Raw genomic sequence first — 25,613 nt, forward strand, 5'->3', positions numbered from 1 at the left:
CGATACGGACAAGTCGAAGAGGATGAAGCAACATGTTGTAGCTTGAAGTGCTTAGTTCCGTGATAGCTCAGTCGGTAGAGCAAATGACTGTTAATCATTGGGTCCCAGGTTCGAGTCCTGGTCACGGAGCCAACTTCAAACCGGGGTATAGCGCAGTCCGGTAGCGCGCCTGCTTTGGGAGCAGGATGTCAGGAGTTCGAATCCCCTTACCCCGACCATTTTTGGGTCGTTAGCTCAGTTGGTAGAGCAGTTGGCTTTTAACCAATTGGTCGTAGGTTCGAATCCCACACGACCCACCATTTTTGAGACCAGTTCGCTGGAATCGAATCTTAAGAACAGAGGCCAAAAGCGCTGTTCGAAGAAGGCGCCTCTAGTAGGTGCCTTTTTTTTACCGGGGTATAGCGCAGTCCGGTAGCGCGCCTGCTTTGGGAGCAGGATGTCAGGAGTTCGAATCCCCTTACCCCGACCATATTCACGAAGAAGGGCACCTCTAGAGGTGCCCTTTTTCGTTTTCCCGCAAAAAAATCAAACGTGGCCGCGCCATCAGGCACGGCTGCCAAGCCGTGCCCATCCGGATCTACACCGAGCAGGGCTGAGCCCAGGCAGGGTGTTGTTCCAGCAGACGTTGTTCCAGGATCTGGATAGCCTGCTGCACCTGCGCCACACATTCACCGATCAGCTCCTGTGACTGTTCCGGGCCCAGGCAGGCATCCTCCAGCTGGCGGCAGCTTTCCACCAGCTGTTCGCCCTTCACCACCCGTGCTGCACCCTTGATGCGGTGCGCGAGTTCGGCGAGTTGCACCCTGTCCTGCCTGTGCAGCAACTGGCTGAGATTGTGTAGATCGGTGCGATTGTTGCTGAGCAGCTCGTTGAGGATGTGTTGCAGCATTGTCGCTTCGCTGCCCACCAGGGTCTGCAGGGACTCCAGGTCGAACACCCGGGGCGATCTCGCGCAGCTAATCAGTGTCGCGGGTTCGCTTTCGCGTTCCAGCTCATCGATCTGGCCCAGGTTCAGCAGGCGCTCTTCCAGTTCATCCAGGCTAATGGGCTTGATCAGGCAGTCGTTCATTCCGGCCTGTATGCAGCGTTCCACTTCTTCCGGCTGGGCGTCGGCGGTCAAGCCGATAAGAGGCATTGCTGCGTCGGCCCTGTCACGCTCTTCCTGACGAATCGCTCTGGCCAGTTCGGCGCCGTTCATCACTGGCATATGGCAGTCGGTGATGATCAGGTCGAAGTCCTGCTCGCGCCACAGGTTCAAGGCTTGCAGGCCGTTCTCCGCCTCGCAGACGTCATGCCCGAGGAAGCACAATTGCTGCTGCAAGACCTGACGGTTCACCGGGTGGTCATCCACTATCAGGATTTGCAGGCGGTACATGCGGCGCTTCTGCTCCAGCACCGGCCGGTTGCATGCGGGCATGCGTTCCAGCGTTTGCAGGCGCAGCTCGACGTCAACCCGGGTGCCCTGACCCAGGGCGCTGTTCATCGATACCTCGCCGCCCATCATTTCGCACAGGGAACGGCAGATCACCAGCCCGAGGCCGGTGCCCTCGGTGTTCTGCACATTGCGCTCGACCTGGGCAAAGGGCCGGAACAACCGCTGCTGGTCGCTGGGTGAAATGCCGATTCCCGAATCCTCAACGCTGAGTCGGACTCGCAGCAGCGAGTTTGCCAGCAGCTCACCGCAGATGGTCACCTTGACGAATCCGGCCTCGGTGAACTTGATGGCGTTGCTCACCAGGTTGGAGAGGATCTGCTTGAAGCGCATACCGTCCACCAACACCTCGCCATTGATGCTGGAGTCGATATCGAGCACCAGGTTCAGGCGTTTCTGCCGGGCCAGGCCTTCGAAGACCCGGGCGACCGACTCCACCAGCTCCCGCAGGTTGGCGCGCTTGGGCGAGAGGCTCAGGCGTCCGGACTCGATCCTGGCGATATCGAGAATGTCGCCGATCAGATCCAGCAGGCTTTTTGCCGAGCCGTAGGCGGTTTCAATGCTGGCGCGGTCGATCCGGTCGCTGTCGGCGCGTTTCAGTGCCAGTTCCAGGATGCCGATGATGGCGTTCATCGGTGTGCGTATTTCATGGCTCATGGTGGCCAGGAAGGTGGTCTTGGCCCGGCTGGCCTCATCGGCAAGATTCTTCGCTTCTTTCAGTTCCTGCATCAGGTGACGATGCTTGGTGACGTCCAGCCAGCCGCAGATCACCCCTTTGCTAACGCCGTTGACGTCCTTGAATGGCTGAATCCAGTGCTCGATCCACGTGTCCTGGCCTTGCAGTTGTACCCGGTACATCGAGCTGTTGGTTTGTCCGTCCTCCATGGCACGCAGATAGCTCTGATGCAGGTCCGGCTCGGCGGCGAAGTGTTCCCGGGGCAGTTGTTGCACGGTCTTGTTCAGGACCTGATCGGCATCCAGCCCGACGCTGTGCAGGTAACTGCGATTACACGACAGCATCTTGCCGTCGACATCGCGGATGTACAGCGCGGGCGGCATGTTTTCGGCCAAGGTCTCGATAAAGCGCAACTGATCATTGAGGGTTTTCTCCACCTTGACCCGGCGTTGCAGATGGAAACCCCAACCCAGTGCGAGCAGCAACAACAGGGAGGCCCCAGCGATGATCTCGGCGATCAGCAGTTCGTAGTCGCGCCAGGTCTCGCCGCTCATGCCCGGCGGTGAGCGCCAGTGATTGGCGATAGCGTTCAGATCATCCGCCGGCAGGCTGAGCAGGGCCTTGTCGAGAATCGACTGCAGCTCCGGATCACTGCGGCGCAAGGCGAAGCTGGCGCTGGCCTGGCGGGTGTGAATCTGGTCGGCAATGGCTAGGTGGTTCTGGAATAGGCGGACTATGTAGTAGCGCGCGGCAGGCAAGGATACCGCCGCGGCATCGGCGTCGCCGGCATAGACCATGTTCATGCTGTCCAGCGCGGCACCGGCTTCGATCACCTCGGTGTTCGGATAGAGCTCGCGAACCTGCTGCACGCTGACATGTCCGGAAGGAATCGCCAGGCGCTTGCCACTCAGCGCCTCCGCGGCAAGGGGCTGGCCGGTCTGGGTCACCAGCACCAAGGGGCTGTTGAGGAAGGGCCGGGTGAAGCGCAGGCTGTCCTGTCGTTGCGGGCTGGCGCTCATGATGGCCAGGTCCGCCTCAACTTCGTGCAGGGCTTCGATCTGTTGTGGGTAACTGCCATTGCGGGTGATCACCTGGAAGTGCAGGCCGGTACGTTGCGAAATCATTTCCAGCAACTCGGCGGTCACCCCGGAAAACACCCCGTTGGCGTCGAAGAAGGCCACGGGGGCCAGATCATCATTGATCATCAGGCGCACCACGGGATTGCGGGCTATCCAGCGCGACTCCTCGGCACTGAGCGAGACCTTTTCATCCGACGGCATAAAGCCGCTGCCCACCCAGCGCCGGCTCAGGGTGAGGAGCTTGTCCTTGCCGATGGCCTCGATGCTCTGGTCGAGAATGTGCAGCAGGCGCTGGTTGTCTTCCTTCACGGCGTAGCCGTAGCCATCTCGCGCCTGCTCGACAAAGCGTTCGAACTTGAGAAAACCGTAATAGGAGCGGTTGATCCGGAAGTAGGCGCTGAGTACATCGTCCACATAGACATCGGCATGGCCGAAGGCGGCGGCGGCGATGGCCTCGTCGTGGTCTGGGAAGACCAGCAGCCGGGCCCTTGGAAACAGCGCCTGCATCCGGGCCTGATGTTCCTTGACGATGGCCACGCGCAGGCCGGCCAGGTTGGCCGGTGAGTTGCGCATTTCAGCGTTGCGCTTGAACAGCGTTAGCCGAGCTTCGGCAAAGGGGCGAGTGAACCGCAGGTTATCGCTGTGCCCGGAGTCATAGCTGCCCAGCAACTCGATACGCCCATCCTGCAAGGCCTGGATAGCGCTTTGCCGGGTATCGAAGGGCAGTACCTTGATGCGCACCCCGAGCATCTGGCCTATCAGCGCGGTGACGTCGGCGGTGATGCCCTCGTAGTGACTGTCGTTGTAATTGACATTGAAGGGCGGTTCTTCCGTGGCCACTGCGCCGATACGCAACTCGGATTTGTGGCGCAGCCATTGCCAATCCTGCTCATCCAGGCTGAGGTCGTGATGATCGACATTGACCGTACTGTAGAGGGTATTGGGAAATTGCGCGGAGTGAGCCGCTGCGGGTGGCGCTGCCAGTGTTGCCAGGCAGATGAAGAGCCAGAAAAGTCGTGGGTGCATGATCGCTTCAGCAAATAGGGGCAAGAGGAGGTGGCCAGCGAGCGTCGATGCCCGACCGGCCGGGGCAAGTTGCGGGCGCGCCGGCCATTTGCAGTTGTTGGTTCAGGCCGCGGCCATGGGCATCAGCGGCAGCAATAGGCGATGAAGTGGCTTTCCGGCATGGGGCGTGCGAACAGGAAACCCTGGGCGATGCCGCAGCCCAGCTCCAGCAGGCGTTGCTGTTGTTCGGCGGTTTCCACCCCTTCGACTATCAATGCCATGCCCAGTGAGCGGGCCAGGGCCACGGTGTAGCGAATCACCGCGCAGCTGCGTGGCTGATGGTGCATCTTGCGCACGAAGGTGCCGTCGAGCTTGATCTGGCTGAAGGGCAGTTCGCACAGACGCTCCAGGGAGGAGTAGCCGGCGCCAAAGTCGTCCATGGCCAGGCCACAACCCATGATGCGCAGGCGCACCAGGTTTTCCAGGCTGCTGGCCGGGGCGCTGATCAGGCCGGTTTCGGTGACTTCGAAGGTGATGCTGCTGGACGGTACCTGGAACCCTGCAAGCAGTGCGGCAATGGATTCGGTCAGGGTCTGGGACGCCAGTTGCGAGGGGTGCAGGTTGAACGAAAGGTTCAGCGCCATGCCTTGTTCCGCCAGTGTGCGACGCATGCCCAGGCCCTGGTCGAACAGCTGCCAGAACAGCCTGTCCAGCAGGTCGTGGTCTTCCATGATGTAGAGAAAGTGCGAGGGCGGCAGCACCCCCAGTTGCGGGTGGTTCCAGCGCGCCAGCGCTTCGGCCCCCAGTAGCGAGTGGCTATCGAGGGCCACCTTGGGCTGGTAGTAGGGTTCGAATTCGCCATTGTCCAGGCCGCGTAGCACATCCGCGAGGGGCGGCAGTTCGGGCCGGGGCAGCAGGTCGGCCATAGGCTGGCGCAGGGTCTGATAGCGGGTCAGCAAAGTAGTCAGACGCTCCAGGTTGAAGGGTTTGCCCAGGTCTCCCAGAAAGTGCAGACCCAATTGCCTGATCATCAAGGCGGTGGCGTGGCGCAGTTCCGGATCGAGCTGGGTGCAGAGAATCACAGCATGCAGCTTGCCGCTGTGGCTGGCGTGGCGCAGAAAGGCCAGGCCATCCATGCCGGGCATCTTCAAGTCGCAGATGGCGATATCCATCTTCGTACAGTGCTCCAGCAGCGCTAGCCCGTCGACGCCGCTGACGGCTTCGTGAACCTGTCCCGGCATCACCTTCTTCAGGGCGGTGACGGTAACCAGGCGTTGCAGCGGTTCATCTTCCAGAACCAGGACGTTCAACTGTTGCATGAGCGGCTCGAGCCATGAATTGCCGGCCATCTTGCTTAAGCCTCTCAGGTAAGATCCATTAGGCACTTCCTCATGGGTTGTAGGAAATTTCCTAGTGGGCGGTCAGATCATCTGAATAGTCCCCTGGGAGTTAATAACCACTTGTAACGTAGGTTAATTGTCGGGAATCTGCGTCCCCGAACGCTGCATCTGCCTGACGGCGAGTTATTAAGGTGAAATGACAATATGCACAGCGTATTGATAGTGGATGATCATCCCGTCGTCCGATTGGCGGTCAAGGTCCTGCTGGAGAAGCACGACATCCAAGTGGTGGCCGAAACCGACAACGGGCTGGATGCCATGGAACTGGTTCGTGAACATGTACCGGATGTGGTGATTCTCGATATCGGCATTCCCAAGCTCGATGGTCTCAAGGTGCTGTCACGGATCAAGGCCCTTGGCTTGCCCACCGAAGTCCTGGTGTTGACTTCGCAATCCGTCGAAAGCTTCTGCCGGCGCTGCATCCAGCTCGGTGCCCGGGGCTTCGTCAACAAGGAAGAAGACCTGAGCAACCTGGTGGTGGCGCTGAACGCGGTGCTGGCCGGCTACACCTTTTATCCTTCGCTGGTGGCAGATGTGTCGATTCCCGTCGCCGAACAGTTATCCGAAACCGAACAGATCGGGTCCCTCACCGACCGGGAAATGATCGTGCTGCAGTACCTGGCCCAGGGGTATTCCAACAAGGCCATTGGCGAGAAGCTGTTTCTCAGCAACAAGACCGTGAGCACCTACAAGACCCGCCTTCTGCAGAAGCTGGGCCTGGGTTCGCAGGTGAGCCTGGCAGAATTCGCCAAGCGCAATGCACTGATTCCCTGAACCTCGGGCTGCCGCCATGACGCCTCCCATGGCCGTGCTCGGCAGCACCAATGGCCCACGCCACTTCACTGCTGCTGTTGCTGCGTACCTGTCGCGGGCAGGTACCACTGTGCCTGAGGCATGGGCTCGCCGCTCCGAACAGGCAAGACTCCTAGTTATCTCTTGTGTAAGGCGGATAACGGAGTAACTGCTGAATTTTCCTATTGGCGTGTAGGAAGTCTCGGAGTGATTAACGCTGCACATATTGAATAGGCTGGCCGGGAGTAAAAACACAGGGGCAGCCACTTCGATCATGACCAGACCAACCCTCTTCATTGCTTTGGCTTTTGCGCTGTTTCAGACCCAGGCGCAGGCGGCCCTGGCGCTTGGCAGTTCGCGGATCATCATCCAGGCGCCACAGACCCAGGCCGTGGTGATGGTGCATAACCGTTCCGCCCATGCACCTTATCTGGCCCAGTCCTGGGTCGAGAATGCTCAGGGGCAGAAGACCGAGGGTTTGCCTCTGGTTGCCTTGCCGCCGATCCAGCGGCTGGAATCGACGCAGAGCAATCAGTTGAAGGTGCAGGTACTGCCACGGGTGGCGGGCCTGCCCCAGGATCGTGAAACGCTGTTCTATCTCAATGTGCGGGAAATTCCCCCGCGCAGCGAAAAGAACCAGGAGGGTATCCAGATTGCCCTGCAGCGGCGGGTAAAACTCCTCTATCGGCCGGAAAGAATTCGCCCGCTGAATGTCGGCATCACCAGCCCCTGGATGTCTGCCGTCACGCTGTCACGGGAGACGGGCGGAGATTGGTGGCTGAACAATGTCACCCCCTACCATGTGACCATCATCGAGGCCTTGGGCGATGGGGCTGAGAAATCCGTTGTCGAGGGCTTCCAGGCCATGGAGCTAGCGCCTTATAGCGCGCAGCGCCTTGATGGCAAGGTGCGCTCGACGGCATGGCCGCCAAGGCTGGTGTATATCAATGACTTTGGTGGGCGTGCGCTAGTCAGTTTCAATTGCCGGGATGATTCATGCTCGGTCACCCATAACAGTGTCGGCTCATGAATCCTGCAAAGACGATCTGCCGCCGGCTTCTGCTGCTATTGATGCTTCTGCCCGGAGCAAGTGCGCTGGCGGCCAAGCCAGGTGGCCTTTTTGTCATAGTCAGTTTCGAAGTTTTCGCCCCCCCCAACTGCACAGTGACGGTTCTTCAAGGTGGTTCGATAAACTTTGCTGAAGTTAAGGTAGATGATGTCAATGGGCGTGATAACGCCAAGAAAATTCCTTATCGGGTCTCTTGTTTAAACCCTTCCAAGGTGTCCGCGCTCAAGCTCAAGTTCAGTGGCATAAGCGGTTTCAATACGGAAGTGTTGCGCACCAACATGAGCAACCTCGGGTTGCGCTTTCGGGTGGACGGAACCGCGCAACCTCTCAATAAAGAATTTCAGGTTAACTATTTTGCTCAACCCAACCTGATGGCCGTTCTGGATAAAAAGCCTGGAGCGACCTTGCAGGCTGGCGCCTTTACCGCCAGTGCCGTGCTGGTTATCACTCAGGAATAGAAGCCTCATGAGTATTTGTAAGTTGCAAACAGGTGTCGGCACAGGTAGGTCGTTACTGGCTTGTATGGTGATGCTCTTACCCATGCAGGCTGGAGCGGAGACTCCTCCTACGGGTACGCCAGACGGTGCCTGCTGGGGGTACAACGAACTAGCGGTGGAAATAAAGAATGGCGCCTTTACTTCAAATGAGAAGGGCGCCTTGTATGAAACGACCTACCAGACGGTTCCCAGTGAGTACAAGGGATGGTGTTATTCTGAAAATGGAAGGCAATATGCCAGCTACTTCAGGGCCGAGTTAAGCAAGTTGCTTGTGCGTGATGATGAAGAGTTTTTCAAGCTGACCGACGATGTCGACATGAAGATCTTCGTGACCGGCAACAGTGCGCCGGAAAGTTACATTCCCTTTACCGACAAGTTCAACTCAGGTGCAACGGCCGGGCCCTCCGGCAATGGAGTAACCTCCTTGGCCTGGGCCAATGCCGGCAACCAGGGCAAGGTCACCTTTCGCCTGCGCCGCAAGGCAACCAGTGGGGCTGTGTATCTGCCACCCTCTGCGTTGTTCTCTTTCTATCGCTACTCGCAACCCGGGCGGTGGAGTCCTCAGCCTCTCTACAACCTGTCGTTGAAGTCGCCGACCATTCTTTCCGTGCCTGCCACCTGTGATTTGAACGGTGGCGAGCAATTCTTGATGTTGAAACTGAATAAGCCGGTCGACAGCAGCAAGGTCGATGCCCACGCTGTGAATAACCTGGCCTACGGTTACTACGCAACTAGTACACTGACGCTCCGTTGCGACTCCGGTCAGCTGGACCCGGCGAAGTTGTCGGTCGGCTTGATAGGCTCTGCTCAAGGAGGGGGAAGTCACGCATTGACTACGACTAACCCAGGCATAGATCTGGTCTTCTATGCCCTTTCGGGGGATAACGTATATGTACCGCTGCAGCCCTTCAAACAGACTCCTCTAAATGGCCTGGCACATGAAGGCCAGCTGAAGATTACGGTGACGGTACAAAAAAACACCAAGCCCATAGAAACAGGTCCGCATAGTGGGTTTGGTGTTCTTACTCTTACTGAATATTGACATGGAGATAGGCCGATCAAGGCCTTGGTGCTGTTGGGCGGCATTTTAATCCATGCTCGACGAGATTCTGAGTGCTGTGGGATATCGTGCGTCTCATATTTTTAACTCTATGGCTTTCCTGCGTGTTGCAGCTTTATAAGGCAACCTGTGTACATGACTTCCCGTAAATTTCAGTATGGTCACGAAATTAATATGTGGTTGTGCTGAACCCTCGTGGCACTCCTCACTTCGCATATTGTTTGTTGTCAGGTTCGATCTTTCATTGGCGGGCTATGTGCTGGTCATGCTGGTTGCTATGTGCACTTTGTGAAAGTTAGAGGTTTAACGGGTGAAGAATTTCGGGTGCCTTGAGTTTGCTCGTTAAGACACCATGATAGTTTCCTGGGAATATTCCTACAGGCTCTTAAAGTATTTCTTATCTCAATCTTCAGGATTTGAAAATAAAATGGAGCCCAGTACTAAGCAAGGTCTCGGCGGTTATTGAGCAGGTCTAGGCAACTTGTTCTTTTGAATGGTCGGACTTTGCAGGTGCTGATAAACCCAAGAATATCTACAGGGATTTAAAGATGAATTTCAGCAAAGTGGCGGCAGCTGTAGCTGCAGTTGTACTCAGTGGTATTTCAGCGGTTGGCATGGCCGCGGACCAGGGCGGTGGCAAGGTCAGCTTCAAGGGCAATATCAACGACTCTCCCTGCTCCATTTCCAGTGGTTCCCTGGAGCAGGTGGTGGAGTTCGACTCCATTTCCAACAGTGCCCTGAAAAACGGCGGCAAGTCGGCCCTCAAGCCGTTCTCCATTAAGCTCAGTGGCTGTGATCTGGAGTCGCTGAAGAGTGCCAGCGTGACCTTTACCGGCTCGCCTTCGGCAGCCAACCCCGACCTGCTGGGTTTCCAGGGCGGTACCGCTCAGGGCGCCAGCCTGGCGATCGCCGACCGTCAGGGCGCGCTGATCAAGCTGGGCACCGCTTCGGCCCCACAGAACCTGTCCGACGGCGAGAGTGCCTTGAACTTCACCGCCTACCTGCAGGGCGACATGCTGGCGCCTGAAACCGAAGGCGGCGCAGCGACCCCAGCCACCGTGGTGGCGGGTACCTTCGATGCGGTCGCCAACTTCACCCTGGCTTATCAGTAAGCCTTCATGAGGCGCGCCCTGGGTATGCCGCTTGGCGTATCCGGGCGCACGCCGAACCCATTCGAATTTCGGGTCACTGCAACTCTTCTGAAAATGCCGCGGTTCTGGCGTTGCATGCCAGGCACCGTCGCGGCCGTTGAACAGGCTGACGGGTGTGCAACGGTCATGCGTGGCCTGCGATTGCTGCCACTGCAATGCGTGCCGGGAGCTGCTCGGCTGCAGTTGCCGGTTGCGGACGCAGGCGAAGAGGTTGTCCTGGTTGTCAGGGAAGCTAATCACGTGGGTCAACAGCGGATATGGATCTTCACGGCCTTGTGCTGCGTGGTCGGTTGGGCTGATGCAGCCCAGGAGTTCCAGTTCAATACAGACGTGCTCGATCTCAAGGATCAGCAGAATCTCGACCTTGGCCTGTTTTCCAAGGCCAACTTCATTCTGCCGGGGCAGTACAGCCTGGTCATTCAGGTGAACCGTGATGCGCTGCCGGAAATGCCCGTGCACTTCATCGCTCCCGAGGACGACCCCAAGGGCAGCCAGGCCTGTATCACCCCGGAGCTGGTGGCCGAGCTGGGCCTGAAGAAGAAGCGGCTGAACCAGCTGACCTGGTGGCATCAGGGCAACTGCCTGGATATCAGCAGCATTCCGGGCATGACGGTGCGTGGCGACCTGGGCGCCTCGGTCCTGTACCTGAACATTCCCCAGGATGCCCTCGAATACAGCGTCAGCAACTGGGACCCGCCCTCACGCTGGGATGAAGGCATTCCCGGCTTGCTGCTCGATTACCACCTCAATGCCCAGACCACGGATTATTCAGGGCCCCAGGCCGACGACAGCCAACTGACGGGCAACGGCACCGCCGGCCTCAACCTCGGCGCCTGGCGCCTGCGTGCCGACTGGCAGGGGCAGATGCACAAGACCGCCGGGCAGACCAGCCAGCGGCAATTCGCCTGGAGTCGCTATTACGCCTCGCGGGCGATTCCGACCCTGGGCGCTCATCTGAGCCTGGGGGAAAACTACCTGGATTCCGGCCTGTTCGGCAGTGTGCGCTACACCGGCGCCAGCCTGGGGACCAGCGACAACATGCTGCCGCCCAACCTGCGTGGCTATGCTCCGGAAATCAGCGGCGTGGCGCGCACCAATGCCCGGGTGCTGGTCACCCAGCAGGGGCGCATCCTGTATGACACCCAGGTGCCGGTGGGACCGTTTCGCATCCAGGACCTGAGCGATGCGGTGAACGGCAAGCTCGACGTGCGCATCGAGGAGCAGGATGGCAGCGTCCAGGAGTTCCAGCTGGATACCGCCAGCATTCCCTACCTCAGCCGCCCCGGCACGGTGCGCTACAAGTTGGCTGCCGGCCGTCCTTCGAACTGGGAATACGAGGCTGACGGCCCGGAGTTCGCCACCGGCGAATTTTCCTGGGGGGTGAGCAACGGCTGGTCGTTGTATGGCGGTGGCCTGGGCGCACGGGACTATCACTCCCAGGCCGTGGGTGTCGGCCGCGACCTGATGGTTTTCGGTGCCGTGTCGGTGGACGTTACCCAGTCCACCGCGAGCCTGGGCGAGGTTGGCGTACGCAAGGGCAAGTCCTATCGCGCCAGCTATTCGAAACGCTTCGAAGACTACGACAGCCAGGTGACCTTCGCCGGCTATCGCTTCTCCGAAGAAGACTTCATGACCCTGAACGATTTCATCGATGCCCGCCGCAGCGGCCGCTTGAACAATCAGAGCAAGGAGATGTACACCGCGACGCTGAGCAAGAACTTTCGCGACCAGAACCTCAGCCTGTACTTCAACTACAACCACCAGACCTACTGGAACAACGCCCCGAGCGATCGCTACAGCCTGTCGCTGGCCCGCTATTTCAACCTCGCTGGAGTCAACAACCTGAGCCTGTCGCTGACGGCCTATCGCAGCCAGAGTCAGGGCGCGGTCGATGAAGGCGCCTATATCTCGCTGAGTGTTCCCTGGGGCGAGCGCGGTTCGCTCAGCTACAACTCGATGCTCAATCGCGGAGGCAACAGCCACGGCCTGAGCTACTACGAGCGCCCGGATGAACGTAACAGCTACATGCTCAGCGCCGGCACCGCCCGTGAAGGCAATACCGCCAGTGCCTATCTGAGCCACGAGGGCAGCCTGGCCGATGTCAGCGCCAGCGCCAGCTATCAGGCCGGGCGCTATCGTTCCGCGGGCCTGTCGCTGCAGGGCGGTGCAACCCTGACCGCCGAGGGCGGCGCGCTGCATCGGGTTTCCTCCCTGGGCGGCACCCGTGTGCTACTCGACACCAATGGCGTGTCCGGCGTGCCGGTGCGTGGCAATGGCGCCAGCACCTTCTCCAACCGTTTCGGCAAGGCGGTAGTGGCGGACCTGAACAGTTACTACCGCAGCCAGACGAGCATCGACCTGGACCAGTTGGCCGACGATGTCGAGGCCGGTCGTTCGGTGACCCAGGCCACCCTGACCGAGGGCGCGATCGGCTATCGGCGTTTCGACATCATTTCCGGCAGCAAGGGCATGGTGCGTATCGTCCTGGCGGACGCCAGCACCCCGCCTTTCGGCAGCACGGTGCAGAACGCCCGGGGCCAGGAGACCGGAATCATCAGCGAAGACGGCCTGGTGTACCTCAGCGGCATGCGCGCTGGTGACCAGATGTCGGTGCATTGGGATGGCAAGCCCCAGTGCGATTTCACCCTGACGCAAACGCCCCCTGCCGGTGAGCAGGAAGCGCAGTTCATTTGCCGGCCGGCAGCGGCCGGCGCTACCCAACCCCCTAGCAACGAATAACCAGGAGTGGCCTCCATGCCGTTGTGCAACCTGAAGAAAAACCTGCTGATCATCGGCCTCGGCCTGGCAACCCTGGATGTGGCCCACGGGGCCATCGCGCTGGACCGTACGCGCATCGTCTTCAACGGCGGCGAAAAGTCGGTGAGTGTCAGTATCAGTAACCAGAACCCGCAGTTGCCCTATCTGGCCCAGGCCTGGCTGGAGAACGAGGACGAACAGAAAATCAACGGTCCCCTGGCCGTGCTGCCGCCAATCCAACGGCTCGAAGCCGGGGGCCGCAGCCAGGTGAAGATTCAGGGGCTGGCGCAGTTGAACCAGCTGCCTCAGGATCGCGAGTCGCTGTTCTACTTCAACCTGCGCGAGATTCCTCCGCGCAGCGACAAGGCCAACTCGCTGCAGATTGCCCTGCAAACCCGGATCAAGCTGTTCTATCGCCCGGCGGCCATCGTCAGCGGCGCCGCGCAGAATCAGACGCCCTGGCAAGAGCGGGTGACCCTGTCCCACGAGGGCGAGCGCTATGTGGCGCACAATCCCACGGCCTATTACGTGACCCTGATCGATGCCCGGGTGCGGGTGGGCGGTCCGTCGGTGGAGGGCTTCCAGCCGCTGATGCTGGCGCCCGGCGGGCGTCAGGCGCTGAGTGTCAGTGCGCGGAGCCTGGGGGCAGCGCCAGTGCTGACCTATGTGAACGACTTTGGTGGCCGGCCGCAGCTGGAGTTCCGCTGCAAGGCCGGGCAGTGCGTGGCCAGGCCGGTGGGGGAGGCGGGATGATCCGCGGCCGGCAAGGTCACCACAGGCGCCCAAAGCTGATGGGCAGTCTGCTGCTGGGGCTGTTCTGGCCGGGCCTGGCAGCGGCGAACATGAACTTCTACGGCACGCTGATCGCTGGGCCGCAATGCACGGTCAGCGACAAGGGCGCGCAGATCCGGGTCGGGTTCGGCAGCCTGCAACCGAACAGGATCGACGGTGAACAGTATCGCCAGCCGATTCCCTATCAGATCAAGTGCCCGGGGCTGCAGTCATCGAAACTGACCTGGAAGATGCGCCTGACCTTCAAGGGCACCCCGGTGGATTTCGACCAGGCCTTGCTCGGCACCAACGTTCGCGGGCTGGCCATCAGGTTGCTGCTGGACGACGTTCCGCTAGCTATCAACGAACCCCGGCAGATCAGCCTCGACAGCCTGCAGAAACCTCCTCTGTTCGAGGCCGTTCCGGTGAAGAAGGCCGGCGTGCAGTTGCCGGTCCGCGAGTTCAGCGCTTCCGGCCTGCTGTTGGTCGAGTTGTACTAGGAGCCGTCATGAATCTACCGAGCAAGGGCTTTCCAGGGGTGGGGTACCTGGTACTGGCGAGCGTTTTCGGCATTTTCGCCGCAACCGCCAGCGCGGCGGACAACGTCCTGTTCAGTGGCCTGCTGATCGATCAGACCTGCACCCTCGAACCCGGCGCCGAAACCCAGTTGCTGGACTTCGAGGAGGTCAGCGCCCAGGAGCTCTACCGTCATGGCAGAAGCCGCGCCAAGGCGATCGTTCTGAATTTGCTCGACTGTACGGCGGGGGCCAGCAGAACCCGGGTCAAGGCGGTTTTCTCCGGCCAGGAGAGCCCGGAGCTGCCGGGCTTCCTGCTGCTCAGTGGCACCAGCCCGAAGGGGCTGGTCATCGGCCTGGAGACGGACACGGCGCAGCCTCTGCCGCTGGGGGCCCTGAACAGCATCGGCCAGATCAGCGCCGATGGCCGGCAGTCGGTCAGCTTCCAGGCCTACCTCAAGGCGCTGCCCAGCGCCCTGGCCAGCCGCGGTATCGGCAGGGGGCCGCTGGACGCCTCGCTGACCTTCACCTTGAGCTACGACTGAGCGCCGCCGCAGACCGTTCAACCGGCGATGATGTTGTACGCCGGCCCATAAGGCAGCCGGGTGATGTTCTCCGCGCCCTGTTCGGTAACGATCAGGATGTCGTGCTCGCGATAGCCGCCGGCACCGGGCAAGCCCTGGGGCAGCCTGATCATGGGTTCCATGGACACCACCATGCCGGGCTCCAGCAGTGTGTCCACGTCTTCGCGAAATTCCAGCCCCGTCTCGCGCCCGTAATAGTGGTTGAGGATGCCGAACGAGTGGCCATAGCCGAAGGTGCGGTATTGCAGCAGGTCGTGCTCCAGGTAGATCTGGTTCAACTGCCGGGCGATATCGCAGCAGCGGGCTCCGGGTTTGATCAGCCGTAAGCCGGCCTCATGCACCTGGACGTTGATCTGCCACAGGCGCAGGTGGGCGTCGGGGCAATGGCCGAGAAACAGCGTGCGCTCCAGGGCGGTGTAGTAGCCGGCAAGCATCGGGAAGCAGTTGAGGCTGAGAATATCCCCCGGGCGGATCCGTCTTGAGGTCAGCGGGTTGTGCGCGCCGTCGGTGTTGATTCCCGACTGGAACCAGGTCCAGGTATCCATCAGTTCGGCGGCGGGAAAGCTCCGGGCGATCTCGCGCACCATGGCCTGGGTGGCGTGCAGCGCCACGTCGAACTCTGGCACCTGATCCTCTAGCGCCTCGATGGCGGCGGCCCCGCCAATGTCGGCGATGCGCGCGCCATGGCGGATCAGTTGCTGTTCCTCGACGGACTTGAACATGCGCATCTGCATGCAGGGCGCGGCAATATCCAGCAGGTGGGCCCGGGGGTAGAGCTCGGCCAGGGCCTGGTGGGTCGGCAGGGTCAGTTGATCGAACTCCAGGCCCAGGCGTCGGGCCTGGGGCAGGGCCTGCTTGAGCGCGACATAAAAGTTGCCGCGCTGCCAGTCGGTGTAGATCACCTGGGTGTCGCAGTGCGCCCGGCGCCAGGGCTGCCCGCCATCGATATTGGCGCTGATCAGGGTCGTGCGCTGCTGGGTTACCAAGAGCGCGTACTGGCGGCCGAAGGCGCAATGGAGGAAGTCGGCGTAGTAGTTGATGTTGTGGTAGGAGGTGAACAGCACCGCATCGATTTCCTGATGGAGCATATGCTCGCGCAATTGGCTCAGGCGCCGCGTGTATTCCTCCTGGGAGAAGGTCGAAGGGGCTTTTTCACCGTTGCGAAACTCGAGGGTCTGGGGCATCTGCATGGCATGGGTCCTTGTCTGCTGGCTACGGATGCGCGGCGCCACATTCGGGTGGGCCTCACCTGCCATTGCAACAAATCGGACTGCGCCAGGCATGCGTGGAAGCGACCCTGGGCGGGTCGTGGACGCTGCTTCCACAAACGACTCGTCCATGTAACCTGGTATTTCTTATAGGTTTTACCTGGCTGGCGCCCTGTGTGCGTGGCATTCTAGGCGCCTACTGTCACGGATCGAACAGTAAGGAAGCTGAACGGATGCAGAGCAGACTCGCAGAAATCAACACCCGCCTATTACCCGGCATCTCATTGCACGAGCCCATGGCCGGGACCATGAAGATCGCCTCGGACCTGGGGTTCGATGCCTTGGTCTACGACTACAGCCCGGTGCCCTTCGACCAGCAGGGCGAGCTGATCATTCCCAGCGCCATGGTCTGTAACACCCCCAAGGACTGGCTGGAGCTGTGGTGCGATGAGGGTTACTACCACATCGACCCGGTGCAGCAAGTGGCGCTGGAACGGACCTCGTCCTTTATCTGGTCTTACCAGGCCGAGGCGGAAACCGTCTTGCGTCAGGCCATGGGACAGCAGCACGCGCCGGTGACCAGTTACCTGCAACAGCATCAACTGGCCCACGGGATGACCGTACCCATTCACTTGCCCGGCGGCGGCTTTGCCAGCCTCACCGGGTTGCGCTCGGGAAGCACCCAGGCAGCCTTGGGTGATCTGCAGCATGTGTCGGGCCAGTTCACCTTGCTTGCCCATGCGCTGCAGGAGCACCTCTACCCGCAGCTGCGCAAGAGCCTTCGCGGTTACCCGGTGCAGTTGACCCCGCGTGAGCGCGAGTGCCTGAAATGGGCGGCAGAGGGCATGACCGCGGCGGAGATCGCCGCGCGTTTGCAGCGTTCCGTGGCCACCATCAACCTGCACCTGACCTCGGCAATGCACAAGCTGGGGGCAAAGAATCGCGTCCAGGCGGTGGTCCGGGCTGTGCACTATCGCTTGCTGGACAACTGAAGCGAGTTACAGGCGTCGTGCCGCTGCCGGATGCAGGGCTGTCGATGGATTGACCAAGGATGATTGTCATCAGGGAGTGATGCGCAATGAATACACGTAAACCGCCACAGGAAGGTCATGCCGGCTTTGGTGCCTACCAGACCTGGTATCGGGTGACTGGCGACCTGCACAACGGCATGACGCCTCTGGTTTTGCTGCATGGGGGGCCGGGTCGTGCGCATGAGGCCCTGGATGCGTTCAAGGATGTGGCCGCCAGCGGCCGGGCCATTGTCCAGTACGATCATCTGGGAGCGGCTCATGGGGCCGGCTCGGCAGGCAGTGATCCGTCGAACTGGACACTCGAGCTGTTGCTGCAAGAGCTGGACAATCTTCTGGATCACCTGCGAATCAGCGATAACTACGCGCTGCTTGGACAGTCCTGGGGCGGTGTGCTGGCTGCTGAGCATGGGGTATTGGCTCCCGCAGGCCTGCGGGCGCTGATCATCGCCAATGCGCCGGCCGACATGCCTACCTGGCAGGCAGAAACCCAATACCTGCGCGAGGCCTTGCCGGAAGAGGCGTTACAGACTCTGCGTCTGCACGAGCAGGACGGAACCTTGGGCAGCGCCGAATACAGACAGGCGTCGCAGGTCTTTTTCGAACGTCATATCTGTCGGTTGCGGCCTTGGCCGGAAGCGGTGACGCGCATGTTGGCCCAGGGGCGTTGGGTTTTTGCCAGGGGCTCAGAGGATCAGGAGGCTGAAGCGCTTCCTCTGCTGAGCAGCCTGCAGGACTGGAGCGTCGTCGAGCGGCTGCCAAGAATCAAGGTGCCAACCCTGTTGATCTCCGGCCGTCATGACCTGGCTACCCCCAAGGTGGTGATGCCCTATCTGGAGCATGTCGCCGACATCCGCTGGGCCCTGTTCGAACATTCCAGCCATATGCCGCATATCGAGGAGCGGGTGGCCTGCATAGGCACCGTGGTGAGCTTTCTCGACCTGTGCCTGTAGCTGGAATGAAGCGCCCCGCCTTGAGTGGCGGGGCGCTTCTGCAGGCGCTTAGTGCAGTTTCAGGCGTGGGTCGGTGCCACGTCCGATGCGGCTGCCGAGCATCAGCATGGCCGTGCGGAATACTCCGTACAGGGCCATCTGGTGCATGCGGTACAGGGAGATGTAGAACATCCGCGCCAGCCAGCCTTCGAGCATCACGCTGCCGGTGAGGTTGCCCATCAGGTTGCCCACCGCCGAGAAGCGCGACAGGGAGATCAGCGAGCCGTAGTCGGTGTACTTGTAGCTTGGCAGCTCCTTGCCTTCGAGGCGCAGTTTCAGCGACTTGGCCAGCAACGAGGCTTGCTGGTGCGCCGCCTGGGCCCGTGGCGGCACGTTGCGGTCGCTGCCCGGTTGCGGGCAGGCGGCGCAGTCGCCGAAGGCGAAGATGTTCTCGTCGCGGGTGGTTTGCAAGGTCGGTAATACCTGGAGCTGGTTGATGCGGTTGGTCTCCAGGCCGTCGATGTCCTTGAGGAAGCCCGGAGCGCGGATGCCTGCGGCCCAGACCTTGAGGCTGGCGGCAATGGTCTGGCCGTCGGCGGTGATCAGGCTCTGGTCGGTCACTTCGCTGACTGAGGCGTTGGTCATGACCCGCACACCGAGTTTTTCCAGGGTCTTGTGCACTGGGCCGCTGATGCGCTCGGGCAGGGCCGGCAATACCCGGGGGCCGGCTTCGATCAGGGTGATGTGCATGTTTTCCGGACGGATCCGGTCCAGGCCGTAGGCGGCCAGTTCATGGGCGGCGTTGTGCAGCTCGGCGGCCAGCTCCACGCCGGTGGCGCCGGCACCGACTATGGCCACGCTGATCTGTTCCTGGGCATCGCTCGGCCCGGCGTGGGCCCGCAGGTAGTGGTTGAGCAGCTGCTGGTGGAAGCGCTCGGCCTGCTTGCGGGTGTCGAGGAACAGGCAGTGCTGGGCCGCGCCCTGGGTGCCGAAGTCGTTGGTGGTGCTGCCCACGGCGATCACCAGGGTGTCATAGCCCAGCTCCCGCGCCGGCAGCAGTTCCGTGCCCTGTTCGTCATAGGTGGCGGCCAGCTGGATCATCTTGCGCTGCCGATCGAGTCCGCTCATACGGCCCAGCTGGAACTCGAAGTGGTTCCATTTGGCTTGGGCGACGTAGTTGAGTTCGTCTTCGTAGGAGTTCAGCGAGCCGGCGGCCACTTCGTGCAGCAGGGGTTTCCAGATATGGGTCAGGTTGGCGTCCACCAGCATCACACTGGCGGTGCCGCGCTTGCCCAGGGTCTTACCCAGGCGGGTCGCCAACTCCAGGCCGCCGGCGCCGCCGCCAACGATGACAATACGATGAGTCATGGGGATATCTCGCAAGGCTAAAAGAAATCGGTGCAGTCAACCGAGCGAGCGCAAGGCAGCTCATAGCGTCAGGTAACTGATGAAACGGCTCAACAGGCCCAGGGCGACAGTCACTACGACCACCACCACCAGGAGCATCCACGGCCGGAAGGGCCGGCGCTCGACTCGGTGCTGGGGCAGTTGCAGGTAGTCTTCGACATGGCGTTGGTCGTCGGGGTTCAGGCGGCTGCTCATAAAAGGCCTCGTAGGTAGACGTCGCAACACGAAAGAATGTTACAGCGCGATGCAATCGGGCATGAACGGAGCATAGCCGCTGCCGCGCAGGGCTCGGGGGCGAGCTTTCGGCGTGGACCAGCAGAGCGCTTTTTTACCATTGCCGGGGTGCGTTGCGCCATGCCCGCGGAAGACGGATTGACGGTGGCTACAAACTGATGCCGACGTCAAACAGGATGCTGCGCCCCAGGTTGTTGCGCAGGAACTCCGGCGCATCCGGATGGGCAAACAGTACCCGGGCGAAAGTCGGTCCCACCAGGGACAGCGAGCGCCAGCCCTGGCGCAGGTATTCGGTGGGGGGCGGGAAGTGGCTGTTGAGGTCCAGCACTTCGCGTTTCAGGGCGGCGAAGGCAATGATGTCCAGCTCGCCCAGGTGCATGCCGCGCTCCTGATAGTTGTGCGCCTTCTTACGCAGGGTCGGTCCCAGGCGCAGCAGCAGTTCGCTGGCCGGGATGCGCTTGGGCTTGGCCTCGCGGCGCACCAGCTGGCTGAGGGAAAAGGCACTGCGGCGGCGTTGCAGTTCATCGCGCCATTCATCGTTGAGCCGGCGGCCTTCATCCAGCACGAAGAACACCTCGAAACTGGCGTCGCGAAACAGCACGTCCGGCGGCTCTTGCCCGGCGGCGGTGAACTCGTCGTTGCGGTAGGGAATATTCAGCCCTTGCAGCAGGCGCTGGCAGACCCAACGCTCACGCTCCCATTTGCGGGCATTGGACAGGAACGCATTGGCTTGTTCGGCCTGGATGGTGAGCAGGCGCAAAAAATCTGAGTCATCCATATCTCCAAGCTTAGCGCTCAAATATGACCTTTAAACAGCACCGCCCTGGAAAAACCTTTGCACCCGGCTATTGACCGCCGTACTGGAGCCGGCCCGGGGGCGGTGTAGACTGTTTGCCGTTCAACCTGTCGATAAGGAGTGTGCGGTGAAGCGCTGGTCAATTCTGTTGCTGGGCCTGTTGCCCCTGTGGGCCCAGGCCCTGGAGATCGGCGAGCGCCTGGCGCCCTGGACCCTGCTGGATCAATACGACCAGGCCTACAGCCTGGACTCCCAGGCCCGCTTCCTGCTGGTGGCGCGCAGCATGGCGGCCGCCAAGCTGGTGAATGCGGCGCTCAAGGACCAGCCCCAAGGGTATTTGCAGGCGCGCCATGGGGTGTTTGTCGCGGATATCCAGCGCATGCCGGCGCTGATTGCCAAGATGTTCGCCGTACCGGCGATGCGTGATTACCCCTACCGGGTGATGCTCGACCGTGAGGGGCGGGTGGCGCCGCGTTATCCCGGTGCCGATGATCAGGTGCTGTGGCTGCAACTGCGAGACGGTCACCTGGTGTCCCGACAGGAATTCGCCAGCGCCGAGCAGTTGAGTGCGGCGCTAGAACGCCTCCAGCCATGATCAGCGCGGCGCTGCTGTCGCCGGAAACCCTGGGCATCGGCTGGTTGATCTATGCGCCGATACTGCTCTGGGCGGTGCTGCGCGCACCCTGGGTCGAGCTGTTCAGCGACAGCCGCCGCCAGCACCTGCTGTTCGGCACGGTGTTCGCGTTGTTTCTGCTGTGGCTGGTGCGGCGCGATTTCGACACCGGTGTCTCTTATCACTTTATCGGCATGACCGCAGTGACCCTGCTGCTGGATTGGCCCCTGGCAATTGTCGGTGGCCTGATCGCGCAACTGGGCCTGCTGGCCCTGGGCCGGCAGGAGTTTTCGGCAATGGGGGTCAATGGCGCCTTGCTGATCCTGCTGCCAGTGGCGGTGACCGAAACCTGTGCCTGGCTGGTGGAACGGGCGCAGCCACGCAACCCCTTCGTCTATATCTTCTGCTCCGGGTTCTTCGCCGCGGCCCTGTCGGCACTGTTGTGCCTGCTTTGTGCGCTGGGGCTGCTGTGGTTCGACGAGCGATTCGCCATGCCCGAGTGGCTGGAGGACTTTGTCGGTTACCTGTGGCTGATCATCTTCCCCGAGGCCTTTATCAACGGCATGGTGATCAGCGCCCTGGTGGTGTTCTGCCCGGAATGGCTGGAAACCTTCAACCGCACCCGCTACCTCTCGGCCCCCTGGAAAGACGACGACCCGCGCTCTTGATCCATATCAATTGCGTGGTTGTGGCTGCGCTGCATGCTCGGCAAAAATTTCAGGAGTGCGGTCATGAGTGTTTATCAGTGGGCCCGGCAGGAAGTGCGCGACAGCCTCGACAGCGCCCAGCAGGAAGGCTTTGAACCGGGGTTGAGCCTGCGCGCCCTGCTCAGTGCGGTGGTGCAGCAGAGCAAGAGCGTGCGCAGCATCGAGGACCTGGCTGACGAATTGCAGTTCCTCGCGGAAAACCTCGACGACGATCAGGACTACAGCTTCATGCGGCCCTGACCCTGGTCGCTGATGCTCAGTGAGCGCGGGGCGGCAACTCTTCGGAAAACAGATCGTCCTCGGCATCCGGGCTGACCGGAATCTTGTGTTCCTCGGCAGCCCAGGCACCCAGGTCGATCAGTTTGCAACGGTCGGAACAGAAGGGCCGGTTGGCGTTGGCCGCTTTCCATTCCACGGGGGCGCCACAGGTTGGGCATTCGACGCTCAGGGGTTGGCTCATGACTGGCCTCCTCGCAAGGTAAGGTAAAAGTGATGCAGACGCTCGACCTCGCTGCGCAACCAGGTCTGGTCGCGGTCGTTGCTCAGTACGTCGTCGGCATGGCGCAGGCGTTCCTCGCGGCTGGCCTGGGCCTTTAGAATCGCCTGCACCTGCTGCTCGCTGATCTGGTCGCGCTGCAGGGTCCGCTCGATCTGCAACTGCTGTGGCACGTCGATCACCAGAATCCGCTGGGTCATGCGCGACTGGCCGGATTCCACCAGCAGCGGCGACACCAGGATCGCGTAGGGCGACTCCGCGCGAGCCAGGTTGCTGGCAATCTCTTCGGCGATCAGCGGGTGCAGCAGGGCTTCCAGCCAGCGGCGCTGCTCGGGCACTTCGAAGATCAGCTGGCGCAGGGCGGCACGGTTCAACTGGCCGTCGGCCTGCAGCACCTGTTCGCCGAAATGTCGGGCAATTTGTTCCAGGGCCGGGCGACCGGGTTCCACCACCCAGCGTGCAGCATGATCGGCATCGATCACATGCACGCCCAGGTCGATGAAGTGCTGGGCCGCGGCGCTTTTACCGCTGCCAATGCCGCCAGTCAGGCCGAGGGTCCAGGGGGTGTGAAGGGAGCGAGTCATGGGTAACCGACAAACTGCAGATAGAAAGCGGTTATTTGACCACCCCAGAGCAAGGCAATCCAGCCGGCAAGTGCCAGAAAGGGGCCAAAAGGGATGGGCGTCGAAACCTCGGCCCGCCTCAGGCGCAGCATGATACTGCCCAGCACCGCGCCCACCAGGGACGACAGCAGCACGCTCAGCGGCAGAATCTGCCAGCCGCCCCAGGCGCCGAGCAGCGCCAGCAGCTTGAAGTCGCCATGGCCCATGCCGTCCTTGCCGGTCAGCAGCTTGAACAGCCAGAACACCGACCACAGGAACAGGTAGCCGATCACCGCGCCCCACAGGGCATCCTTGAGGCTTACCAGCAGCTCGAAGCTGTTGACGATCAGGCCCAGCCAGAGCAGTGGCAATACCAGCGTGTCGGGTAACAACTGGTGGTCGGCGTCGATCAGGCTCATGGCCAGCAAGCCCCAGCTCAGCAGTAGCAGCAGGCCGGCCGGCCAACCGAAACCGAAATGCCAGGCGACCATGGCCGAGATCAGGCCGCAGGCCAGTTCGGTCAGCGGGTAACGCAGGCTGATACTGCTACGGCAGTGGGCGCAGCGGCCGCGCAGCCACAGGTAGCTGAGCAGGGGGATGTTTTCCCAAGGGCGGATCGGTTGCTGGCAATGGGGGCAATGGGAGTGGGGCAACAGCAGGTTGTAGGGTTCGCCTTGCGCCTCGGGGGGCAGCCCCAGCACTTCGTGGGCCTGGGCTCGCCAGTCGCGCTCGAGCATCTTGGGCAGGCGCCACACCAGCACATTGAGAAAGCTGCCGACGATCAACCCCAGTACCAGGGCCAAGCTCACCCATGCCAGGGGGTAAAGGGTCAGGAATTCAGTCAGGGGCATGTTCAGATCGCTGTACCGAGTTGAAAGATGGGCAGGTACATGGCAACCACCAGGGCGCCGACAATACTGCCCAGGATCACCATGATCAAGGGCTCCATAAGGCTGCTGAGGCTGTCTACCAGGCGGTCCACCTCGGCCTCGTAATGCGCCGCGACCTTCTCCAGCAGATGATCCAGGGTGCCGGATTCCTCGCCTATGGCGGTCATCTGGATCGCCATAGTAGGGAAGACGCCGCTGTTGCGCATGGCAAAGTTCAATTGCATGCCGCTGGCCACCTGCTGGCGGATGCGTTGCAGGGCTTGTCGGAACACCTGGTTGCCGCTGGCGGCGGCCACCGATTCCAGGGCCTGCAGCAGCGGTACGCCGGCCGCGTAGGTGGTTGCCAGGGTACGGGCATAGCGCGCCACTGCCGACTTGTGCAGCAGCGGGCCGGCCAGGGGCAGGCGCAGCAGGCCGACGTCCACCGCGTCCCGCAGACGCGCCGAGCGCTTATAGACCTGGTGCATTGCGACGCCGGCCAGTACGCAACCGCCCAGAAGAAAGGCCCCCTGATGTTGGATGCAGTGCGAGAGCGCGATGACCCATTGGGTCAAGCGTGGCAAGGGCGTATCGAAACTGGCGAACAGGCTCTGGAACTGGGGAACCACCTTGAGCATCAGGATGGCGCTGACGATGAGCGCCACGCCGACCACCGCCAGGGGATAGACCATGGCCTGCTGCAGGCGCGCCTTGAGGCGCTGGCTTTTCTCCCGGTAGCAGGCGATCCGCTCCAGCAGGCTGTCCAGTGCGCCGGCCTGTTCACCGGCGTCCACCAGGTTGCAATACAGCGCATCAAAGTGGCGCGGATGCCGGCGCAGTGCCTGGGCCAGGCTAGTGCCGCCCTCGATATCGCGCTTGAGGCTGGCCAGCAGTTCACGCATCAACGGTTGTTCGAAGTGCTCGGCCATGATCTCGAAGGACTGCAGCAGCGGCACTCCAGCCTGGATCAGGGTGGCCAACTGACGGCTGAACAGGGCCAGGTCCTGGCCCTTGAGCCGCCCTGCCGAAGGGCGCCAGGGCCGTGGCTTGCGGCGAATTCGCCGCGGCGTAATGCCCTGCCTGCGCAGCTGTGCGCGGAGCAGGGCGGGGTTGGCGGCGCTGAGCTCGCCGCTGATCATCTGCCCCTGGCGGTCGGTGCCTTGCCAGCGGTAGAGGGTAGTGGTGGGGACCTTGATCCGCATGGTTCCAGTCCTTGGCTAGGGGGTGGGGCATGAGCTGCACTGGACCCGGCAGCGAGGCCGTCAGCGCCTGTTGAAGGCTAGTTGCTGAACTTGGGCACAGGCTGACCGGATTTGTCAGTTTGTGCGACTTCCTGCGCTCAAGGCCAAGCGCCATAAGCGCTGCAGGCCACGGATTGCGTGGCCTGGCCTTCTGGCACAGGGCATGCAATGGGTCTTGCGGTTCACCCATGGTTCATTCATGCCAGGAGGCAATCCATGCAACGTCAATCCGGTTTTACCCTTATCGAACTGCTGGTGGTGGTCGCCATCATCGGCATTCTCGCCATGGTGGCGATGCCGCTGTACTCCAACTATCAGGCGCGGGCCAAGGTGGTGGCGGCCCTGGCCGAGGCCTCGGCGCTCAAGATCGGGGTCGAGGACCTGCTGAACCAGGGCAGCGACCCGACCCTGGCCCTGGCCGGTGGCACCGAGCAGACGGCGAACTGCCGGATGAGTGCTGGCGGCACCGCGGCCACCGGTGAAGGCAGTATCGGCTGCACGCTGTTCAATGCCCCGGGCCTGGTATTGAACCGGACCTTGACCCTGACCCGCTCGGCGACCAGCGGCTGGAGTTGCAGCACTACAGTGGACGCCGAGCACGCGCCCAAGGGCTGTACTGTGGATGGTGCTTGAGCCAGGGCGAGAGGGGGCTATCGCCGCCGGTAAAAACTGCAACTTGCATGCAGATTCGC

At 61.5% G+C, this 25,613-nt stretch carries 25 protein-coding genes and 4 tRNA genes; 19 read left to right on the top strand and 10 right to left on the bottom strand.

Annotation, left to right across the window (positions count from 1 at the left end; translation table 11 throughout):
* The first annotated feature begins 56 nt into the window (after nucleotides 1–56).
* The 4 genes from J4P02_RS17355 (at nucleotide 57) to J4P02_RS17370 (ending at nucleotide 469) form a co-directional block, all read left to right on the top strand.
* A tRNA-Asn gene (locus J4P02_RS17355) sits at nucleotides 57–132 on the top strand.
* Between the two features lie 9 nt (nucleotides 133–141).
* Nucleotides 142–218: transfer RNA gene (locus tag J4P02_RS17360), tRNA-Pro, on the top strand.
* A gap of 5 nt (nucleotides 219–223) precedes the next feature.
* A tRNA-Lys gene (locus J4P02_RS17365) sits at nucleotides 224–299 on the top strand.
* A 93-nt stretch (nucleotides 300–392) separates the two neighbouring features.
* Nucleotides 393–469, top strand: a tRNA-Pro gene (locus J4P02_RS17370).
* 108 nt (nucleotides 470–577) lie between these two features.
* Here the strand turns inward: J4P02_RS17370 and J4P02_RS17375 are convergent.
* Nucleotides 578–4,213, bottom strand: a complete 3,636-nt coding sequence (locus tag J4P02_RS17375; RefSeq protein WP_426192403.1) for a transporter substrate-binding domain-containing protein — start codon at nucleotides 4,211–4,213, stop codon at nucleotides 578–580.
* A 122-nt stretch (nucleotides 4,214–4,335) separates the two neighbouring features.
* Nucleotides 4,336–5,511 (bottom strand): EAL domain-containing response regulator, encoded by a 1,176-nt coding sequence (locus J4P02_RS17380; protein WP_426192405.1) that lies wholly within the window; start codon nucleotides 5,509–5,511, stop codon nucleotides 4,336–4,338.
* 225 nt (nucleotides 5,512–5,736) lie between these two features.
* Here J4P02_RS17380 and J4P02_RS17385 point away from each other — a divergent pair, with 225 nt between their 5' ends.
* From J4P02_RS17385 to J4P02_RS17425, 9 genes are all read left to right on the top strand, one after another.
* Nucleotides 5,737–6,366, top strand: a complete 630-nt coding sequence (locus J4P02_RS17385) for a response regulator (RefSeq protein ID WP_426192407.1) — start codon at nucleotides 5,737–5,739, stop codon at nucleotides 6,364–6,366.
* 244 nt (nucleotides 6,367–6,610) lie between these two features.
* On the top strand, nucleotides 6,611–7,414 hold the full coding sequence (locus J4P02_RS17390; RefSeq protein ID WP_426192409.1) for a fimbria/pilus periplasmic chaperone: 804 nt from the start codon (nucleotides 6,611–6,613) through the stop codon (nucleotides 7,412–7,414).
* Nucleotides 7,411–7,911, top strand: a complete 501-nt coding sequence (locus J4P02_RS17395) for a fimbrial protein (protein WP_426192411.1) — start codon at nucleotides 7,411–7,413, stop codon at nucleotides 7,909–7,911. Before J4P02_RS17390 ends, J4P02_RS17395 begins: the two co-directional genes overlap by 4 nt.
* Before the next feature lie 7 nt (nucleotides 7,912–7,918).
* On the top strand, nucleotides 7,919–8,992 hold the full coding sequence (locus tag J4P02_RS17400; RefSeq protein ID WP_426192413.1) for a hypothetical protein: 1,074 nt from the start codon (nucleotides 7,919–7,921) through the stop codon (nucleotides 8,990–8,992).
* A 566-nt stretch (nucleotides 8,993–9,558) separates the two neighbouring features.
* Complete coding sequence (locus tag J4P02_RS17405) at nucleotides 9,559–10,122, top strand: fimbrial protein (protein ID WP_426192415.1); 564 nt, start codon at nucleotides 9,559–9,561, stop codon at nucleotides 10,120–10,122.
* A gap of 279 nt (nucleotides 10,123–10,401) precedes the next feature.
* On the top strand, nucleotides 10,402–12,900 hold the full coding sequence (locus J4P02_RS17410; protein ID WP_426192417.1) for an outer membrane usher protein: 2,499 nt from the start codon (nucleotides 10,402–10,404) through the stop codon (nucleotides 12,898–12,900).
* Between the two features lie 15 nt (nucleotides 12,901–12,915).
* Nucleotides 12,916–13,671, top strand: a complete 756-nt coding sequence (locus tag J4P02_RS17415; RefSeq protein WP_426192419.1) for a fimbria/pilus periplasmic chaperone — start codon at nucleotides 12,916–12,918, stop codon at nucleotides 13,669–13,671.
* Between the two features lie 38 nt (nucleotides 13,672–13,709).
* Nucleotides 13,710–14,189, top strand: coding sequence for a fimbrial protein (locus J4P02_RS17420; protein ID WP_426192421.1), 480 nt, complete (start codon nucleotides 13,710–13,712; stop codon nucleotides 14,187–14,189).
* A gap of 8 nt (nucleotides 14,190–14,197) precedes the next feature.
* A complete protein-coding gene (locus tag J4P02_RS17425) occupies nucleotides 14,198–14,749 on the top strand; it encodes a fimbrial protein (RefSeq protein WP_426192423.1) in 552 nt (183 codons plus the stop codon).
* Nucleotides 14,750–14,766: 17 nt separating this feature from the next.
* Here the strand turns inward: J4P02_RS17425 and J4P02_RS17430 are convergent, their stop codons facing one another.
* Nucleotides 14,767–15,978 (bottom strand): M24 family metallopeptidase, encoded by a 1,212-nt coding sequence (locus tag J4P02_RS17430; protein ID WP_426192425.1) that lies wholly within the window; start codon nucleotides 15,976–15,978, stop codon nucleotides 14,767–14,769.
* A 251-nt stretch (nucleotides 15,979–16,229) separates the two neighbouring features.
* Between J4P02_RS17430 and J4P02_RS17435 the strand changes: the two genes are divergently transcribed.
* A complete protein-coding gene (locus tag J4P02_RS17435) occupies nucleotides 16,230–16,988 on the top strand; it encodes a LuxR family transcriptional regulator (RefSeq protein WP_426192428.1) in 759 nt (252 codons plus the stop codon).
* 86 nt (nucleotides 16,989–17,074) lie between these two features.
* On the top strand, nucleotides 17,075–17,977 hold the full coding sequence (locus J4P02_RS17440) for a proline iminopeptidase-family hydrolase (RefSeq protein ID WP_426192430.1): 903 nt from the start codon (nucleotides 17,075–17,077) through the stop codon (nucleotides 17,975–17,977).
* A gap of 48 nt (nucleotides 17,978–18,025) precedes the next feature.
* Here J4P02_RS17440 and J4P02_RS17445 read toward each other — a convergent pair whose 3' ends face one another.
* The 3 genes from J4P02_RS17445 to J4P02_RS17455 all read right to left on the bottom strand — a co-directional run bounded on the left by J4P02_RS17445 (nucleotide 18,026) and on the right by J4P02_RS17455 (nucleotide 20,375).
* Complete coding sequence (locus tag J4P02_RS17445; protein ID WP_426192432.1) at nucleotides 18,026–19,324, bottom strand: NAD(P)/FAD-dependent oxidoreductase; 1,299 nt, start codon at nucleotides 19,322–19,324, stop codon at nucleotides 18,026–18,028.
* A 60-nt stretch (nucleotides 19,325–19,384) separates the two neighbouring features.
* The gene (locus J4P02_RS17450) at nucleotides 19,385–19,558 is read right to left on the bottom strand and encodes a DUF3094 family protein (RefSeq protein ID WP_426192434.1); all 174 of its coding nucleotides are present in this window, start codon (nucleotides 19,556–19,558) and stop codon (nucleotides 19,385–19,387) included.
* A 187-nt stretch (nucleotides 19,559–19,745) separates the two neighbouring features.
* Complete coding sequence (locus tag J4P02_RS17455) at nucleotides 19,746–20,375, bottom strand: DUF1780 domain-containing protein (RefSeq protein ID WP_426192436.1); 630 nt, start codon at nucleotides 20,373–20,375, stop codon at nucleotides 19,746–19,748.
* Between the two features lie 145 nt (nucleotides 20,376–20,520).
* Between J4P02_RS17455 and J4P02_RS17460 the strand changes: the two genes are divergently transcribed.
* From J4P02_RS17460 to J4P02_RS17470, 3 genes are all read left to right on the top strand, one after another.
* On the top strand, nucleotides 20,521–20,988 hold the full coding sequence (locus tag J4P02_RS17460) for an FAD/FMN-containing dehydrogenase (protein ID WP_426192438.1): 468 nt from the start codon (nucleotides 20,521–20,523) through the stop codon (nucleotides 20,986–20,988).
* Entirely contained in the window at nucleotides 20,985–21,674 is a 690-nt protein-coding gene (locus J4P02_RS17465) for an energy-coupling factor ABC transporter permease (RefSeq protein WP_426192440.1), read from the top strand. The genes J4P02_RS17460 and J4P02_RS17465 overlap by 4 nt, the downstream gene beginning before the upstream one ends.
* Before the next feature lie 63 nt (nucleotides 21,675–21,737).
* Complete coding sequence (locus J4P02_RS17470; protein WP_426192442.1) at nucleotides 21,738–21,953, top strand: hypothetical protein; 216 nt, start codon at nucleotides 21,738–21,740, stop codon at nucleotides 21,951–21,953.
* Between the two features lie 16 nt (nucleotides 21,954–21,969).
* Here the strand turns inward: J4P02_RS17470 and yacG are convergent, their stop codons facing one another.
* The 4 genes from yacG to J4P02_RS17490 are packed head-to-tail and all read right to left on the bottom strand — an operon-like array spanning nucleotide 21,970 to nucleotide 24,882.
* Nucleotides 21,970–22,173, bottom strand: a complete 204-nt coding sequence (yacG, locus tag J4P02_RS17475) for a DNA gyrase inhibitor YacG (RefSeq protein WP_426192444.1) — start codon at nucleotides 22,171–22,173, stop codon at nucleotides 21,970–21,972.
* Nucleotides 22,170–22,793, bottom strand: a complete 624-nt coding sequence (coaE, locus tag J4P02_RS17480; RefSeq protein ID WP_426192446.1) for a dephospho-CoA kinase — start codon at nucleotides 22,791–22,793, stop codon at nucleotides 22,170–22,172. Before coaE ends, yacG begins: the two co-directional genes overlap by 4 nt.
* Entirely contained in the window at nucleotides 22,790–23,662 is an 873-nt protein-coding gene (locus tag J4P02_RS17485; protein ID WP_426192448.1) for a prepilin peptidase, read from the bottom strand. The genes coaE and J4P02_RS17485 overlap by 4 nt, the downstream gene beginning before the upstream one ends.
* Before the next feature lie 2 nt (nucleotides 23,663–23,664).
* Entirely contained in the window at nucleotides 23,665–24,882 is a 1,218-nt protein-coding gene (locus J4P02_RS17490) for a type II secretion system F family protein (protein WP_426192450.1), read from the bottom strand.
* Between the two features lie 255 nt (nucleotides 24,883–25,137).
* On the opposite strand from J4P02_RS17490, the gene J4P02_RS17495 reads away from it, so the two are divergent.
* Nucleotides 25,138–25,554, top strand: coding sequence for a pilin (locus J4P02_RS17495; protein ID WP_426192452.1), 417 nt, complete (start codon nucleotides 25,138–25,140; stop codon nucleotides 25,552–25,554).
* The last annotated feature ends 59 nt before the right edge of the window (nucleotides 25,555–25,613 follow it).

The sequence above is a fragment of the Pseudomonas sp. NFXW11 genome, assembly GCF_049887815.1.
Lineage (GTDB): Bacteria > Pseudomonadota > Gammaproteobacteria > Pseudomonadales > Pseudomonadaceae > Aquipseudomonas.